General features: G+C 73.0%; 1 protein-coding gene. It reads left to right on the top strand.

What is annotated here, in order from left to right:
* Nucleotides 1-88 precede the first annotated feature (88 nt).
* Nucleotides 89-19,519, top strand: a complete 19,431-nt coding sequence (locus C6Y14_RS29550) for a non-ribosomal peptide synthetase (protein WP_107020099.1) — start codon at nucleotides 89-91, stop codon at nucleotides 19,517-19,519.
* Nucleotides 19,520-19,570: the final 51 nt, after the last annotated feature.

The raw sequence follows: 19,570 nt of genomic DNA, 5'->3' as shown, positions 1-19,570 counted from the left end.
TTACCTTAGTATGACCTGCGGTCCTCCGGCTGAGCCGGTTCCGCACACTCTGGAGGCACGGTCAGCTGTGTCCGGTTTCGAATCGCGTGTGTCCGGTGTCGACGAGGTTGACGCGACGGCGTACTGGCGTCGACGGCTCGACCCCCTCCCTCAGGAGGCGGTCCTCCCCGTCGACTTCCCGTATCCGCTCAAGCCCGGCGGCGCGCCGCGCACGATCAGTCGCACCCTGGACGCGACGGCCGACGAGGTCACCCTCCTGTCCGCGTTCGTGGCGCTGCTGCACCGCTACGGCGGCGCGCGCGACCTCACCGTCGGGTACGGGGGCCTGCCGGTCAGGGTGGCTGTCGACGGCGGAACCGAGTTCGCCGAACTGGTCCGGCGCGTCCGTGCGGCGTGCGAGGAGGCCGAGACCCACCGCGTCGAACCGGGCGCGCTCGTCGCCCAGTTGCGGCCGGAGCCCACCCGGGGCGGCGGGCTGCTGTTCAACACGGCGTTCGGGACGGACACGGCGTTCGGGACGGACAAGGCTTCCGGAACGGCAGAGGGGGGTGACGCGGACTTCACCGGCGTTTACGAGGGTCTGCTCGACCTCGCGCTCGAAGTCCGCGCCGGTGACGTCCGGATCACGTACCGCCCGGACCTGTTCCGGGACGGGACCGCCCTGCGGACCGCGGGCCACTACGCCACCCTGCTGGCCGACGCGATCGCCCGCCCGTACACCCCGGTCGGCGAACTGGACCTGCTGGACGCCGAGGAACGGCACCGAGTCCTGGAGGAGTGGAACGACACCGACCACGACATACCCCTGCGGACCTGGCCGGAGATGTTCGCCGACCGGGTACGGGAGCGGCCCGACGAGATCGCGCTGGTCTTCGAGAACACCCGGCTCACCTACGCGGAACTGGACGAACGGGCCAACCGGCTGGCCCATGCCCTCGTCGCGCGCGGCGCCGGACCCGAGCGCGTGGTGGCCCTCGCTGTACCCCGCTCGGCCGAACTGATCGTCGCCGAGGTCGCCGTACTGAAGTCCGGCGCCGCCTATCTGCCGGTCGACACCGACTACCCGGCCGACCGCATCTCGTACATGCTGGCCGACGCCCGGCCCGCCTGCCTGCTCACCACCGCCGAGGTCGCGGCGGACATCCCGCCGTGCGACGGCATGGACGTCCTGGTGCTGGACGCCCTGGACACCGTAAGGGAATTGACGGAGCGTCAATCGAGCGACCCGGCCCGTTCCCTCTCCGTCGGGAACGCCGCCTACGTCATCTACACCTCCGGTTCCACCGGCCGGCCCAAGGGTGTGGTGCTCTCCCACGCGGGCGTCGCCAAGCTGGTCGCCACGCAGAGCGAGCGGTTCGGCATCGGACCGCACAGCCGCGTCCTGCAGTTCGCCTCGCCGAGCTTCGACGTGGCGTTCTGGGACCTGTGCCTCGGACTGCTCTCCGGCGGCCGACTCGTCGTCGTACCGGCCGAGTTGAGGGTGCCCGGCGCCCCGCTCGCCGACTACGCCCACGCCAACGGCATCACCTTCATGATCCTCCCGCCGGCCCTCCTCGCCGCGATGCCCGAGGACGTCGAACTGCCGCCCGCCACCCTGCTCGCGGGCACCGAACGGGTCTCGCCCGAACTCGTCGGCCGGTACGCGCGCGGCCGGATGATGTTCAACGCGTACGGCCCCACCGAGGCGACCACCAACTCCACCCTCGGCCTGTGCGACCCCGACACCCCCGCCGGCACGATCGTGCCCATCGGCGTCCCCGACCCCGGCACCCGCGCCTACGTGCTCGACGCCCGGCTCCGGCCCGTACCGGCCGGTGTCCCGGGAGAGCTCTACCTCGGCGGGGCCGGTCTCGCCCGCGGCTACCTCGGGCGCCCCGACCTGACGGCCGAGCGGTTCGTCGCCGACCCCTTCGGGCCGCCCGGCGAACGGCTGTACCGCACCGGTGACCTGGTGCGCTGGAAGGCCGACGGCCGGCTGGAGTTCCTGGGCCGCGCCGACGCGCAGGTGAAGATCCGCGGCTTCCGGATCGAACCCGGCGAGATCGAGTCCGTGCTGCGCGCCCACCCGGCCGTCGAGCAGGCAGCCGTCCTGGTCCGCGAGGACCGCCCCGGCGACCGCAGGCTCGCCGCCTACGTGGTGCCCTCGCTGGACGCCGACCGCGACTTCGGCGAACAGGTCCAGGAGTGGAAGGACCTGCACGAACTGCTGTACTCGGCGGCGGGATCCGAGGGCACACGGGACGGCTCGGCGGGACGGGGCGCCGGCGTGGCCGCGGGCTTCCGGGAGAACTTCGCCGGCTGGAACAGCATGTACGACGGACTGCCCATCCCCGTCGCGGAGATGCGCGAGTGGCGCGAGGCGACCCTCGCGCGTATCGAGGAGCTTTCACCGCGCCGCGTGCTGGAGATCGGCGTCGGCAGCGGCCTGATCCTCTCCAGGATCGCCCCCGGCTGCGAGGAGTACTGGGGCACCGACCTCTCCGAGGAGGCGGTACGGGCCCTGCGCGCCCAGGTCGACGCGGTGCCGGAACTGGCCGACCGGGTGCGCCTGAGCGCCCAACCCGCGCACGACACGTCCGGGCTGCCCCGGGCCCACTTCGACACGATCGTCCTCAACTCCGTCGCCCAGTACTTCCCCGGCGCCGACTACCTCACCGACGTCATCGGTGCCGCCGCCGAGCTGCTGGCCCCCGGGGGACGGCTGTTCGTCGGTGACGTACGCAACGCCCGGCTGCTACGCGTCCTGCGCGCCGCGGTGGAGACGCGCCGCGCGGCCGACCCGGGGGACAAGCAGGCACTGCGGGCCGCAGTGGAACGCTCGCTCGCCTGGGAGGGCGAACTCCTCCTGGACCCGGACTACTTCGCGACCCTCTGCAACTTCGACGCCGACATCCGACTCAAGCGAGGCCACCACCACAACGAGCTCACGCGGTACCGCTACGACGTAGTACTGACGCCGACGCGGGCCCCTGAGAGCCGCGGGGAACTACGCGACCGAGCTGAAGGCGAGGGTGCCGTTTCGACCGGCTTGGTCGTGGGTGCCGGAACCACCCCGTCCACTCCGCCGAGGGGTGACGATGGGCCCGCCCTTCAGGGGCGCGGGGAACTGCGCGACCGAGCTGAGAGCGACGGTGCCGTTTCGACCGGCTTGGTCGTGGGTGCCGGAACCGCCTCGTCCGCTCCGCCGAGGGGTGACGATGGGCCCGCCCTTCAGGGGCGCGGGGAACTGCGCTACCGAGCTGAGAGCGACGGTGCCCTTTCCACCGGCCCGGTCGTGGGTGCCGGAACCGCGTCGTCCACTCCGCCTACGGGTGACGAGATCACCTGGGCCGACGTGGCCGGCGGTGACGGCGACGCCCTCGACGCCCTGCTCGCCGCCCGCGTGGCGACGCCCGCGGAACACACACCCCCCTTCCGCGTCACCGGTCTGCCCAACGCCCGCCTCGCCGAGGACCTCGCCGCACTGTCCGCGCTCGACGACAGCAGCCGCGCCGCGTCCCCCGCCGACGCGCCGGACCCGGAGGACCTGCACGCCCTCGCCGCCGGGCACGGTCTGAAGGCCGTCGTCACCTGGAACGGGATCGCCGACGACGGCAGCCTCGACGTGGTCTTCGGCCACGGCGACAGCCTGCCCGCGACCCCGGACGGGCGGTACCGCCCGTCCGGAACCGCCCCGCACGCCAACCGCCCGGCCCCCTTCCGTGATGTGAACTCCCTGATGAAGGCGCTTCGTTCGTACGCGTCCGAGCAGCTGCCGGAGTACATGGTCCCGTCCGCCGTCGTCCCCCTGGACCGCCTCCCGGTCACCCCCAGCGGCAAGCTCGACGGCGCCGCGCTCCCGGTCCCGGACTACGGGGCCCTCAGCTCCGGCCGCCCGCCGCGCGACGCCCGCGAGGAAGTGCTGTGCGCGGCCTACGCCGAGGTGCTCGGCCTGCGGTCGGCGACCATCGACGACGACTTCTTCGCCCTCGGCGGCGACAGCATCACCGCCATCCAGCTGCTCATCCACGCCCGCAGGGCCGGACTGCGGCTCACCTCCCGCGATGTCTTCCGGCACCGGACGGTGGCGGCCCTCGCCGAGGCCGCAGGCCTGCGCGCCGACGTGCGCGCCGACGCGGCGACCGGCACGGGTGCCGCGGCCGAGGAGCCCCCGCTCGTACGGCTCACCGAAACCGAACTCGCGGAGATCCAGGGCGAGAACCCCGTAGCCGTGCAGGAGCTGCTGCCCCTGAGCCCCCTCCAGGAGGGTTTCTACTTCCACGCCCTCGTCGACGGCGCCGACCGCGACGCCTACGTGGTCCAGCAGGCCCTCGAACTGTCCGGCCCAGTCGACGCGGAGGCACTGCGCAAGGCCGCCCAGCACGTCCTGGACCGGCACGCCCCGCTGCGCGCCTGCTTCCGTCCGCTCGCCGACGGACGTCCCGTACAGATCATCGCCGAGGGCCTGGAACTGCCCTGGCACGAGGTGGACCTGTCGGCGCAGCCGCGCACAGCAGAAGCAGATACCGAAGCAGATACCGAAGCACAAGCCGACGCCGTCGCCGCCGAGGAGCGCGCCCGCCGCTTCGACCTCGCCCGCCCGCCCCTGCTGCGCTGCGCCTTCGTCAGGCTCGGCGAGGACCGCGCCCGGCTTCTGCTGACGTTCCATCACAGTGTCGCGGACGGCTGGTCGTTGCCCGTCCTGCACCGCGAACTGCTCGCCTCCTACGGCGAGAACCCGGTCCCGCTCCCCGAGGCCGCCCCGTACCGCACCTACCTGCGCACACTCGCCGCAGCCGACCGGGACGCCGCGCGCGGGACGTGGCGTGACGCGCTCGCCGGGATCGAGGAGCCCACGCGACTGGTCGAGACGCCCGCCGACGGCACGCCGATCACGCCCGCACAGGTCCGTGTGGAGCTGTCCGAGCAGGTCACGGCCCGTCTGTCGGCCCGCGCCCGGGAGCTGGGCGTCACCCTGGGAACGGTCGTCCAGAGCGCCTGGGGTCTGCTGATCGGACGGCTGACCGCCCGCCAGGACGTGGTGTTCGGCACCACCGTCTCCGGGCGCGACGCCGAGGTCGAGGGCATCGAGTCCATGGTCGGGCTGTTCATCAACACCCTGCCCACCCGCTTCCGCTGGGAGCCCTCGGACACCCTCGCCGGCCTCCTCGGCCGCCTCCAGGACGAGCAGGCCGCGCTCCTCGACCACCAGCACCTCGGCCTCGCCGAGATCCAGCGGGTCGCCGGGCTCGCGGGCAGCGGTGAACTGTTCGACACGCTCGTCGTCTTCGAGAACTATCCGGCCGCCACCGGCCTCGCCGACCCCTCCGGCCGCATCCGGGTCACGGGCCACGAGTTCCACGACGCCGTCCACTACCCGCTCGCCCTGATCGTGAAGCCGGGCCGCCGCCTGGACCTGCGCCTGAAGCACCACGCCCAGCGGCTCGACGCCGACGCCGTACGCCGTATCGCCGACCGCCTCACCCGGATCCTGCACGCCCTGGCGGCGGACCCCGGGCAGCCGGCCGCCGCCCTGGAACTGCTGTCGGCGGCGGAGCTGTCACAGGCCCACCCGGCCGGCGAACACCACGAAGTCCCCGGGACGACCCTCGCCGCCGCCTTCGAGGCGCAGGCCGCCCGCACCCCGGCCGCCACGGCGGTCGTGTGCGAGGACGAGACCCTGACGTACGCGGAACTCGACGCCCGAGCCGCGGAGTTGGCGCGCACACTCCGCACGGAGGGTGCCCGGCCCGGCACCGTCGTCGCGGTCGCCGTCCCCCGCTCCGCCGACCTCATGGTCGCCCTGCTCGGCGTGCTCAAGTCCGGGGCCGCCTACCTTCCGGTCGACGTGGACTACCCCGCGGACCGGGTGACCCACATGCTCACCGACTCCGGAGCGTCGACGGTCGTCACCACGTCCGGCACCGCCCACCGACTGCCCGAGGTCCCTGGCCTCACCCACCTCCTGGTGGACGCCCCGGCCGGTGAGCAGCCGCAAGCCACCGAGCAGCCGCAAGCCACCGAGCGGCCGGAAGCCGCCACCGCAGTCGAGGCAGGCCCGGACGACCCCGCCTACCTGATCTACACCTCCGGCTCCACCGGCCTGCCCAAGGGTGTCGTCGTCACCCATCGCGCGATCGTCAACCGGCTGGCCTGGATGCAGGGCCAGTACGGACTGGCCGCCGACGACCGGGTGCTGCAGAAGACCCCCGCCAGCTTCGACGTCAGCGTCTGGGAGTTCTTCTGGGCGCTGTGCGAGGGCGCCACGGTCGTACTCGCCCGCCCGGACGGCCACCGCGACCCCGCGTACCTCGCCGAGCTGATCCGTGAACAGGGCGTCACGACCCTGCACTTCGTACCGTCGATGCTCGAAGCGTTCCTGCAGTCCGAGGAGATCACCGCGGATCCCGCGTGGGCCACCTCCCTGCGGCGCGTCTTCAGCAGCGGCGAGGCACTGCCCGGCGCCGCGTCGGCCCGCTGGTCGGCCCTCACGGGAGTGCCGCTGCACAACCTGTACGGCCCCACCGAGGCCGCCGTCGACGTCACCCACCACACGTACGACGGCGCGCCCGGCACCACCGTGCCCATCGGCCGACCCGTATGGAACACCGGTCTGCGCGTCCTCGACACCTGCCTGCGCCCGACGCCCGAGGGCGTCCCGGGAGAGCTCTATCTGACGGGCGTCCAGCTCGCCCGCGGCTACCACGCGCGCCCCGGCCTGACCGCCGAGCGGTTCGTCGCCGACCCGTACGGCGGACCCGGCGAACGCATGTACCGCACCGGCGACCTCGTACGGCGCCGCGCCGAGGGAGTCGTGGAGTACCTGGGCCGCACCGACCGCCAGGTCAAGATCCGTGGGAATCGCGTCGAACTGGGCGAGATCGAGGCCGCGTTGGCCCGGCAGGCGTCCGTCGCCCAGGCCGCCGTCACCGTCACCGCCACCGGGAGCGGCGGCAGCGCGCTCGTCGCGTACGTGGTCCCGGCCCGCGACGCACACCCCGAGCCCGCCGAACTCCAGGCGGCCCTCGCCGATTCCCTGCCCGCCCCCATGGTCCCCGGCGCGTATGTCGTCCTGGACGCCCTCCCGCTCACCCCCAGCGGCAAGCTCGACCGCGCCGCGCTGCCCGCCCCGCAGGCGGAACGAGCCGAGGTGCGCGCACCCCGCGACGAGCGGGAGGCCGCGCTGACCGGGATCTTCGCCGCGGTGCTGAAGCTCGACGAGGTCGGCATCGACGACGACTTCTTCATGCTCGGCGGCGACAGCATCACCTCCATCGGTGTCTCCAGCCGCGCCCGCAGGGCGGGCCTGGACCTCAACCCCCGTGACGTGTTCGAGCACCGCACCCCGCTCGCTCTGGCCGCGGCGGCCACCCCGGTCGCCGAGACGCGCGCCCCGCGCTCCGACTTCGCCCTCACCGCCGAGGAGACCGAGCGCGTCCACCGGCTCAGCCCCGGCCCGGTGGACGACATCTGGCCGCTCGCCCCGCTCCAGGAAGGCCTGTTCTTCCACTCCACGTACGACGCCGGCACCCTGGACGTCTACACGGTCCACGAGTCGTTCGACATCGCCGTCCCGCTCGACACGGACCGCCTGCGCACCGCCGTACGAGTCCTGCTGGACCGCACCCCGAGCCTGCGCGCCGGGTTCACCAGCGAAGGACTGCGCCAGCCGGTGCAGTTCATCGTCCGCGACCCCGAGATCCCCCTCGAAGAGGTCGACCTCTCCGGTCTGCCGACCGCCGAACAGGACGCCCGGCTGCGGGAGTTGACGGACGCCGAACGCTCGCGCCGCTTCGACCTGACCCGCCCCCTGCTCTTCCGCATCCTGGTCGTCCGGCTCGGCGAGGAGCGCGGGGACCGCCTGGTCGTCGGCCGCCACCTCCTCCTGTGGGACGGCTGGTCCGCCTGGCTCTTCCTCGACCAGCTCTTCGCCCTGTACGAGTCGGACGGCGACCCGAGTGCTCTGGCCGCCCCCGGCTCGTACCGCGACTATCTGACCTGGCTTGAGGTCCAGGACACGGCCGTCGCCACCGCCGCCTGGCGCACCGCGCTGGCCGGGCTCGACGAGCCCACCCTGCTCGCCGCCGCCGACCAGGGCCTGGAGCCGGACATCCCGGAGAGCCTCGACGCCTTCGTCCCGGCCGAGGTGGGGACACGGCTGCGGGACATCGGCCGCCGCCACGGACTGACCCTCAACACCGTGCTCAACGCCGCCTGGGGGCTGACCCTGGCGAGTGCGACCGGCCGCGGTGACGTCGTCTTCGGCACCACCGTCGCGGGCCGGCCGAGCGAGGTGCCGGAGATCGAGAACGTCATCGGCATGTTCCTCAACACCGTCCCCGCCCGGATCGCCTACGACCCGGCCGAACCCGTGCTCGCCCTGCTGCGCCGCGTCCAGGACGAGCGGCTGGCCGTCATGCCGTACGAGTATCTGGGCCTCGGCGTGCTGCAGGCCGAGACCGGACACCGGCGGCTGTTCGACACCCTCTTCGTGCTGCGCAACAGCGACACCGAGGAGCGCCTCGCCGAACTGAGCGAGCGGCACGGGGCCACCGCCGTCGCCAACGTCGACGCCACGCACTATCCCGTCAACCTGGTCGTCACGCCGGGCCGCAGGATCCAGGTCACCCTGACCCACCGGGCCGACGTCATCGCCCGCCCCCAGGCGCAGGATCTGCTCGACCGGTTCACCCTGCTCCTGGCCCGGCTCACCGACGACCTCGAAGCCCCCGTCGGCCGACTCGACGCACAACTGCCCTCCGAGCAGCGGCAACTGGCACGCGAACGGGTCGAGGGGCGGGTGCCCGACCCCGAGGACACCATCGCCGACCTGCTGGCGGCCCAGGCCCTGGCCACACCCGACACCACCGCCCTCGTCTTCGGCGACCGGACCCTCACGTACGCCCAGCTCGACGCCCGGATCAACCGCATGGCCCGACTGCTGATCGACCGGGGCGCCGCGCCCGAGCGGATCGTCGCGCTCGGCCTGCCCCGCTCCCTCGACATGGTCGTCGCGCTCTTCGCCGTGCTGCGCACGGGCGCCGCGTACCTGCCCCTGGAACTGGACTACCCGGACGACCGGCTCGTCACGATGCTCCAGGACGCCCGGCCCACGCTGCTCCTGTCCAACGCCGCCGTCTCGGAGCGGCTGGCGGCGGCCGACACTCCCCGCGCTCTGCTCGACGACCCGGCGGTGACCGCCGAACTGGCGGCCCATCCGGCTGACCTGGAGCGGCGGCACTTCAGCCTGGAGCACCCGGCGTACGTCATCTACACCTCCGGGTCCACCGGCCGGCCCAAGGGTGTCGTCACGCCCTACCGCGGGCTGACCAACATGCAGCTCAACCACCAGCGGGAGATCTTCGAACCGGCGATCGCCTCGGCGGGCGGGCGCGGACTGCGGATCGCCCACACGGTGTCGTTCGCCTTCGACATGTCCTGGGAGGAGCTGCTGTGGCTCGTCGAGGGGCATGAGGTGCACATCTGCGACGAGGAGCTGCGGCGCGACGCCGAGGCCCTGGTCGCGTACTGCGAGACCCATCGCGTCGACGTCATCAACGTGACGCCCACCTACGCCCATCTCCTCATCGAACAGGGCCTGTTGGAGGGCCACCGCCCGCCGCTCGTGCTGCTCGGCGGCGAGGCGGTCTCCGAGACCGTGTGGAACCGGCTCCGCGACACCGAGGGCACCTACGGCTACAACCTCTACGGGCCGACCGAGTACACCATCAACACCCTCGGCGGCGGCACCCTCGACAGCGCCACCCCGACCGTCGGACGTCCGATCCGCGGAACCCGCGCCCACATCCTGGACGCCTGGCTGCGCCCGGTGCCCGAGGGCGTGCCCGGTGAGCTGTACATCGCGGGCATCGGTCTGGCCCGCGGCTATCTGGAACGGCCGGGGCTGACCGCCGAGCGGTTCGTCGCCGACCCCTTCGGCGAGCCCGGCGAGCGCATGTACCGCACCGGTGACCTCGTACGCCGCAATCCCGACGGCAACCTCGACTTCCTCGGCCGCACCGACGACCAGGTCAAGATCCGCGGCTACCGCGTGGAGCTGGGCGAGATCGAGACCGCGCTCTCCCGGCACCCCCAGGTCGCGCACGCCGCCGTGGTCGTCCGCGACGAACGGCTCGTCGGCTATGTCGTCCCGGCCCCCCTCACCGGCGACGACCGCGACGGCGCCGAACGCGAGCAGGTCGGCGAGTGGCAGGAGATCTACTCCGACGAGTACGAGGAGATCAGCACCGCCGTCTTCACCGAGGAGTACGCCGGCTGGGACTCCTCGTACGACGGACAGCCCATCCCCTTCGAGGAGATGCACGAGTGGCGCGAAGCCACCGTCGCCCGGATCCGCTCGCTGCGACCGCGCCGCGTCCTGGAGATCGGCGTCGGCTCCGGTCTGCTGCTGTCGAAGCTCGCACCGGAGGCCGAGGCCTACTGGGCGACCGACTTCGCGGCCCCCGTCATCCGCAAGATCGGCGAGGAGCTGGCGCAGGACCCGGAGCTGGCCGCACGCGTCACCCTGCGTGCCCAGCCCGCCGACGACCTGACCGGCCTGCCCGCCGACGGGTACTTCGACACGATCGTCATCAACTCCGTCATCCAGTACTTCCCGAGCATCGACTACCTGACCTCGGTCATCGAGGGAGCCATGCGGCTCCTGGCGCCGGGCGGCGCGCTGTTCGTCGGGGACGTCCGCAACCTGCGCCTCGCCCGGACCTTCCAGACGGAGATCCAACAGGCCAGGACAGAGGGGATCACGGGGGAGGGGCTTGAGCGCGCTGTCGAACGCGGGCTGCGCCTGGAGAAGGAACTCCTCGTCGACCCCGACTACTTCACCTCCCTCGGTCACCGCGTCGACCTGCGCACCAAGCGCGCCCGCCACCACAACGAGCTGACCCGCCACCGCTACGACGCCGTCCTGTACGCAGGTGAGGCCGACCTCGCCCTGGAGCGCGTGCCGTCGGTCGGCTACACCGAGGACCTCGACCTGACGGACCTCGTCCGTGCGGTCACCCCGCTGCGGTTCACCGGCGTGCCCGACGCCCGCGTGGGTGCCGCCGGGGGAGTGGACCCCGAGACACTGCACGACCTCGGCGCGCGGCTGGGCTGCCACGTCCTGACGACCTGGTCCCGCGAACCCGGCACGTACGACGCCGTGTTCGTCCCCGACACCGACTCCGGCGGCGATACCGGTACGTCTGCCGACGGTCCCGGGCGTACCGCCGGGCTCTACCTCCCCGGCGGCGGCGAGGCCCCGTACGCCAACGAACCCACCGCGGCACGCGGTGCGAACAGCCTGGTCCGGCGGCTGCGCGACGACCTCAAGCAGCAGCTGCCCGAGTACATGGTCCCGGCCGCGTTCGTGACCCTGGACCGGCTGCCCATGAACGACAACGGAAAACTGGACATCCGCGCCCTGCCCGACGCCGAGCCCGCGGTCGCCCTCGGCACCGGCCGCGGACCGCGCACCCCGCAGGAAGAGGTGCTCTGCCGCCTCTTCGCCGAGGTGCTCGGCCTGCCCGAGGTCGGCGCGGAGGACGGTTTCTTCGACCTGGGCGGCCACTCGCTGCTCGCCACCCGGCTGATCAGCCGGGCCCGTACCGAACTGGGCGCCGAGCTGGCGATCCGCGACCTCTTCGAGGCGCCGACACCCGAACTGCTCGCCGCACGGGCCGACTCCGGGCGCCCCGCCCGCCCGGCCGTCGCCCCCGCCGTACGCCCCGACCGCATCCCGCTCTCGCCGGCCCAGCGCCGGCTGTGGCTGATCGAACGCATCACCGGCAGCGGTGTGGCGTACAACTTCCCGCTGGTCTTCCGGCTGCGCGGCGAACTCGACCCCGACGCGCTGCGGTCCGCGCTGAGCGATGTGGCGGGGAGGCATGAAGCCCTCCGCACGGTGTTCCACGAGCAGGACGGGGAGCCGTACCAGGTCGTCGTCCCGGCCGCAGAGGCCGCACCCGGCTTCACCGTGACGGACTGCGCCGAGCGGGAGCTGGACGGGCTGATCGAGTCGGCGCAGCGCCGCCCCTTCGATCTGGCCCGCGAACTCCCGCTGCGCTGCGATGTGTTCAGGGTTGGGCCGGCCGACCACGTGGTGGCCGTCGTGCTGCACCACATCACCACCGACGAGTGGTCCGACCGGCCGTTCCTGGCCGACCTGAACACCGCGTACGCGGCGCGGGTCGCGGGTGAGGAGCCCGGCTGGGCCGCGCTGCCCGTGCAGTACGCCGACTACACGCTGTGGCAGGAACAGCTGCTCGCCCAGGTCGGCGACGAACAACTGGGCTACTGGACCGAGGCGTTGCGCGATCTTCCCGAGGAGCTGGCGCTGCCCCTGGACCGGCGGCGGCCCGCCGAGCCCACCGGACTCGGCGGCAAGGTCCGCCACGAGGTGCCCGCCGAGGTCGGCCGCACCCTGCGCGCGCTGTCCGGCGAGACCGGCACCAGCATGTTCATGCTTCTCCAGGCGGCCACGGCGACCCTGCTGCACCGGCTGGGCGCGGGCGACGACATTCCGCTCGGCGCGCCCATCGCGGGCCGCACGGACAGCGGCCTCGACGAACTGGTCGGCTTCTTCGTCAACACGCTGGTCCTTCGCACGGACCTGTCCGGCGACGACCTGACGTTCCGTCAATTGATTGGCAGGGTGCGTGAGTCGGCGCTCGCCGCCTTCGAGTACCAGGATCTGCCCTTCGACCGGGTGGTGGAGGCCGTCAATCCGCCGCGGGTGGCGGGCCGCAATCCGCTGTTCCAGGTGATGCTGGGCTACCACTACCGCCCCGACGGCGATCCCGACCTGCTGGGCCTGTCCACCGAGTGGTCCGACATGGACACCGGCCGGGCCAAGTTCGATCTGCACTTCACCTTCGTGGACGAGTCGGGCCGGCTGGTCCTGCTGCTCGACCACGCGTCCGACCTGTGTGACGGGACGACCGCGGACCGCCTCGCCGGACGCCTGGTCCGGCTGCTGGAACAGGTCGCCCACGCACCGGACCTGCCGGTACGTGACGTGGAGGTGCTGACGTCGGACGAGCGGGCGCTCGTCCTCACGGACTGGAACGACACGGCCCAGGTCACCGTCCCCACCACCCTCCCCGAGCTGTTCCGCGCCCAGGCCGCCCGCACGCCCGACGCGCTCGCGCTGGTCTCCGGCGAACAGCAGCTGACGTACGCCGAGCTGGACGCACGCGTGGAACACACCGCGCGGGTGCTGGCCGGACTGGGCGTGGGCCCCGAGCGCACGGTGGCCGTCGCGCTCCCGCGCTCGGCGGACCTCGTCGTCGCCCTCCTCGCGGTGCACCGCGCGGGCGGCGCCTATCTGCCGCTGGACGCCGACTACCCGCAGGAGCGCCTCACGTTCATGCTGGAGGACGCCCGCCCGGTGTGCGTGATCCGCGACAGCCTGCCCGAGGGGGCAGAGGGCGCGCTCCCTGACACGTACGACCCGTCGAGTCCCGCCTACGTCATCTACACCTCCGGTTCCACCGGGCGTCCGAAGGGCGTGGTCGTACCGCAGTCGGGCATCGTCAACCGCCTGCTGTGGATGCAGGACGCCTACGGGCTGACCGGTGCGGACCGGGTGCTCCAGAAGACCCCTTCCAGCTTCGACGTGTCCGTGTGGGAGTTCTTCTGGCCGCTGATCACGGGGGCCGCTCTGGTGGTCGCCAGGCCGGACGGGCACAAGGACCCCCGCTACCTCGCCGAGCTGATCCAGCGGCAGGACGTCACCGTCGCGCACTTCGTGCCCTCGATGCTCCAGCTGTTCCTGGAGGAACCGGCTGCCGCCGACTGCACGGGCCTGCGCCGCGTGATGTGCAGCGGCGAGGCCCTGCCCGTCCCGCTCGCGCACCGCTTCCACCGGACACTCGCCTCCACCGAACTGCACAACCTGTACGGGCCGACCGAGGCGTCCGTCGACGTCACCGCCGTCCAGGTGCACCCGGGCGCCACCTCGGTGCCCATCGGACGGCCGGTGTGGAACACCCGCGTGTACGTCCTGGACGCCGCGCTGCGGCCGGTCCCGCCGGGCGTGGCGGGGGAGCTGTACCTCGCAGGTGACCAGCTGGCCCGTGGCTATCTCGACCGCGCCGGTCTGACCGCCGAGCGGTTCGTCGCCGATCCGTACGGCGGCCCCGGCGAGCGCATGTACCGCACGGGCGACCTCGCCCGCTGGACGTCCGACGGCACGGTCGCCTACCTCGGCCGCACCGACGACCAGGTCAAGATCCGCGGCTTCCGCATCGAACTCGGCGAGATCGAGTCCGTACTCGCGCGGCACGACACCGTCGCCCAGGCCGTGGTCGTCCCGCACGGCCAGCGGCTCGTGGCGTACGTCGTCCCGGCCGCGGGGCGTGGCACAGACCTTGCCGTTGATGTCTCCGCAGCTCTGCGCCGGCACGCCGCCGCCGAGCTGCCCGAGCACATGGTCCCCGCGGCCTTCATGACCCTGGACGCCCTGCCGCTGACCCCCAACGGCAAGCTCGACCGCAGGGCGCTGCCCGCGCCCGACTTCGCCGCCGGAACCACCGAGTCCCTGCCCCGAACCCCGCGTGAGGAGATCCTCTGCGGTCTGTTCGCCGACGTCCTGGGCCTTGGCCGGGTCGGTGTGCACGACGACTTCTTCGCCCTCGGCGGCCACTCCCTCGTGGCCATGCGGCTCGCCGCCCGCGTCCGGGCGGTGCTGGGCGCCGAGGCGTCGCTGCGCACGGTCTTCGACGCCCCGACGCCCGCCCGCCTCGCCGAGGCACTCCGCGACGGGGCGAGCGACGGGGCGAGCGACGGAGCCCGCGCCGACCTGCCCGTCCTCGCCCCGGCGGACCGGCCGGACCGGCTGCCGCTCTCCTTCGCCCAGCAGCGGCTGTGGGTCCTGTACCGGGTGGAGGGCTCCAGTCCCACGTACAACATCCCGCTGGTCTGGCGGCTCTCCGGGGCGCTCGACGCCGACGCGCTGCGGCTCGCGGTCGACGACCTGGTGGCCCGCCACGAGCCGCTGCGCACCGTCTTCCCCGAGGAGGACGGGCGCGCGTACCAGCTGATCCTGGAGCCCGAGCGGGCCGGGATCGCCGTGCGGACCGCCTCCGCGGCCGGTGAGGAGGAGCTGGCGGAGCGGCTGGCGGCGGCCGTCGGGTACGGCTTCGAGCTGGACCGGGAAGCGCCCCTGCGCGTGCACCTCTTCCGCACCGGCGAGGACGAGCACGTCCTGCTGCTCCTGCTCCACCACATCGCGGGCGACGAGTGGTCGGACCGCCCCCTCACCCGCGACCTGGCCGCCGCCTACGCGGCACGCGCGGCGGGCCGTACGCCCGACTGGGCACCCCTGCCCGTCCAGTACGCCGACTACAGCCTGTGGCAGCGTGCGGTGCTCGGCGACGAGAAGGACCCGCAGAGCCTGGCGTCCCGCCAACTCGGCTTCTGGAAGCAGGCGTTGGAGGGGCTGCCCGAGGAGCTGTCGCTGCCCGTCGACCGGCCGCGCCCGCTGGAGGCCAGCTACCGCGGTGGCGCGGTCGGCATGGCCCTGGACCCGGAGCTGGCGGCGGGACTGCGCGAACTGGCCCGGTCCGGCAACGTCAGCATGTTCATGATCGTTCAGGCGGCCGTGGCAGCCCTGCTGACGAGGCTGGGCGCCGGTACGGACATCCCGCTCGGCAGCCCGATCGCCGGACGCTCCGAGGAGGCGCTGGAGGACCTGGTCGGGTTCTTCCTCAACACCCTGGTGCTGCGCACCGACACCTCCGGCGACCCGGCGTTCCGCGAACTGCTCGCCCGCGTCCGGGAGGCCGACCTGGCCGCCTTCGACCACCAGGACGTGCCGTTCGAGCGGGTGGTGGACGTGCTCAGCCCCGCGCGCTCGCTGTCCAGGCACCCGCTGTTCCAGGTCATGGTCGTGTACCTCGCGGCGGGAGGGGAGGGTGACTTCCTCACCGGCCTCGACGCCCGACGGGAGGAAGCCGGCGCGACCGGCGCCAAGTTCGACCTCTCCTTCGACTTCGTGGAGCGCGGCGGCGGTCATGACGTGGAGGGCGGCGGCGGTGTCGACGGCGTACTGGAATACAGCACCGACCTGTTCGACCACACGACCGCTCAGGCGATCGCCGAACGGCTCGTGCGGCTGCTGCGGGCCGTGGTCGCCGCCCCCGACACCCCGGTCAGCCGGATCGACATCCTCGGCGACGCGGAACGCCGGCGCATCCTCACCGAGTGGAACGACCGCCCCCTGCTCGCCGGACCGACCACCGTACCGGCCCTCTTCGAACGGCAGGCCGCGCTCTCACCGGACGCACCGGCCGTCGCGTCCGACGGCATCAAGCTGACGTTCGCCCAGCTCAACGCGAAGGCGAACCGCCTCGCCCGGCTCCTCGTCGCCCAGGGCGCCGGCCCGGAACGGCTCGTCGCACTGGCCCTGCCCCGCACCGCCCGCACCCTGCTGGCCATCCTCGCCGTGCACAAGGCGGGCGCCGCCTACCTGCCGCTCGACCCGGACGCCCCGACCGCCCACCTGACCGACACACTTGCCGACGCCCGCCCGGTCCTGACGCTCACCACACGACAGCTTGCACCGCTGCTCCCGGCGGACGGGCCGCCGGTACTGGAACTCGACGCCGAGGCGACCGCCGAACTCCTCGCCGCCCAGCCCGCGACCGACCTCACGGACACGGACCGCGTCGCGGCGCTGACCCCGCGCAGTCCGGCGTACGTCATCTACACCTCCGGCTCCACCGGCCGCCCCAAGGGTGTCGTCGTCACCCACGAGACCGTCGGCAACCTCTTCCACAGCCACTGCGAGACGCTGTACGAGCCCGCGAAGGCGCTCACCGGCCGACGGCATCTGCGCGCCGGACACGCCTGGGCGTTCTCCTTCGACGCCTCCTGGCAGCCGCAGCTGTGGCTCCTCGACGGTCACTGCGTCCACGTGGTCTCCGACGAGACCCGCCGCGACCCGGACCTGCTGGCCGCGGCCGTCGTCGAGCACGGCTTCGACTTCCTGGAGGTCACCCCGTCGTTCTTCGCGCAGATGGCCGAGACCGGACTCGTACGCGAGGACGGCAGCAGCCCCCTCGCGGTCGTCGGCGTCGGCGGCGAGGCCGTGCCGGGCGCCCTGTGGGAACGGCTCGGACGCCTGAACGGCACCGAGGCCTTCAACCTGTACGGGCCCACCGAGTCCACCGTCGACGCCCTCGTGGCCCGGGTGCGCGACAGCGACCGACCGCTCGTCGGCCGCCCTGTCGCGGGCACCAGCGCGTACGTCCTCGACGACCGTCTGCAGCCCGTACCGCCCGGTGTGACGGGCGAGCTGTACCTGGCCGGTGGCGGCCTCGCCCGCGGCTATCTCGGCCGGCCCGCCCTGACGGCCGAACGCTTCGTCGCCAACCCCTTCGGAGGCGACCCCGGCTCCCGTCTCTACCGCACCGGCGACCTCGCCCGCTGGACCGCCGACGGACACCTCGACTACCTGGGCCGCGCCGACGACCAGGTCAAGATCCGCGGCTTCCGCATCGAACCCGGCGAGATCGAGTCGGTGCTCACCGCCCATCCGGGCGTCACCCAAGCCGTGGTGACGGTCCGTCAGGAAGAAGCGCGCAAACTGCTCGTGGCGTACGTGGTCCCGGTCGCCGGGGTCCTGCCCGACCCCGGACGGCTGCGCGCCCATGTCGGCGGACACCTGCCCGACCACATGGTCCCGGCAGCCGTGGTCCTCCTGGACCGGCTGCCGAAGCTCGCCAACGGCAAGCTCGACCGGGCCGCCCTGCCCGCCCCGGACTTCTCCGCGCTCTCCACCGGGCGGGCGCCCGAGACCGAGCTGGAGAAGACCCTGTGCACGGTGTTCGCCGAGGTGCTCGGCCTGGCCGAGGTCGGCGTCGACGACGACTTCTTCACCCTCGGCGGCGACAGCATCATGGCGATGCAACTCGTCAGCAGGGCCCGCGCGGCCGACGTACGGATCACTCCGCGCCTGGTGCTCCGGCACCGTACGGTCGCCGGTCTCGCCGAGGTCGCGACCGCCACCGGAACCGCCGACGCCCGTCCCGCCGACGACGGCACCGGCACCGTGCCGCTCACCCCGGTCATGCACTGGCTGCGCGAACTCGGCGGCCCGTTCCAGGGCTACCACCAGTCGGCCCTGGTCCGCACACCCGCCACCCTGGACCGCCCGAAGCTCACGGCAGTCCTGCGAGCACTGTCCGACCGCCACGCGATGCTGCGCGGCACGCTGGTGCGTACCGCGCCCCTCAAGGGGCGCGGGGAACTGCGCGACCAGCCCCCACTGACCGTCAGCCGACCTACGACCGCGGGTGGGGGAGACGGTGACGCCGGCACCTGGAGCATCGCCGTCCCGCCGGCGGACTCCGTGGACCCCGCGTCCTGGATCGAGCGCGTCGACGTCGCGGGCCTGGACGCCGAAGCGCTGCGGACGGCGGTAGCGGAAGGCGCCCACACCGCCCGCGCGAACCTCGACCCCGACGCCGGCGCCATGGTGAAGGCGGTCTGGTTCGACGCCGGCGACGAGCCCGGCAGGCTGCTCCTGATGGCCCACCACCTCGTGACCGACGGCGTCTCCTGGCGCATCCTCCTGCCGGACATGGAGACCGCCTGGCGAGCGGTCGAGGCAGGACGCCCCGCCGGACTGGCGCCCGTCGACACCTCCTTCCGCACGTGGGCGCGCACGCTCGAAGAACTGGCCCAGGACCCGGCCAGGGAGTCGGAACTGCCGTTCTGGACAGGCGTGTTGGAGGGTGCCGCACCCCTGCCGCTGAAGAGCCCGCTGGACCCGGCCCGCGACACGACCGGCACCGTACGGCGGCTGGAGCTGCGGCTGCCCGCCGAGCACACGGCCCCGCTGCTGTCCGCGGTGCCCTCCGCCTTCGCCGCGAACGTCAACGACGTACTGCTCACCGGCCTCGGACTCGCCGTGGCCGACTGGCGGCGCCGGCACGACGGCGGCGCCGGGGGGCCGGTCCTCGTCGACCTGGAGAGCCACGGCCGCGACGAGGACGTGGCGGAGGACGTCGACCTGTCCCGTACGGTCGGCTGGTTCACCAGCATCTTCCCCGTCCTTCTGGACCCCGGCCCCGTCGACCTGGACGCGGCCCTGGAGGGCGGCCCGGCCGTCGAGGAGGCGCTCGACCGGACCCGCCGGCACCTCGCCTCGCTGCCCGCGAACGGCGTCGGCTACGGCATGCTCCGCCACCTCAACCCCCGTACGGCACCGGTGCTCGCCGGCTTCGAGGCGCCGCCGATCGAGTTCAACTACCTCGGCCGCTTCGGCATCCCCGAGGCGACGGACTGGTCGTACGCCCCCGAGGAGGACGTCTCGGACATCGGTCCCGAGCCCGGTATGCGGGAAGGGCACGCGCTGGGCATCAACGTGGTGACCGAGGACCGCGCCGACGGCCCTGTCCTGGCCGCCCACTGGTCCTGGCCGGAGGCGGTCCTGGACGAGGAGGCGGTCCGCGACCTGGCGGAGAGCTGGTTCCGGGCGCTCAGGGCGCTGGTCGCCCGCGCGGCGGACCGCGCAACAGGGATGGCCCGTGACTAGTTCCGTCCCCGCCATCCCCATCAACCCCAGCAAGAGCAATCGAGTCGGAGG

It is taken from the genome of Streptomyces dioscori (genome assembly GCF_003024195.1).
GTDB classification, from domain to species: domain Bacteria; phylum Actinomycetota; class Actinomycetes; order Streptomycetales; family Streptomycetaceae; genus Streptomyces; species Streptomyces dioscori.
The sequence above is the reverse complement of the archived record's forward strand: the minus strand, read 5'-3'. Positions and strand labels throughout refer to the sequence as shown.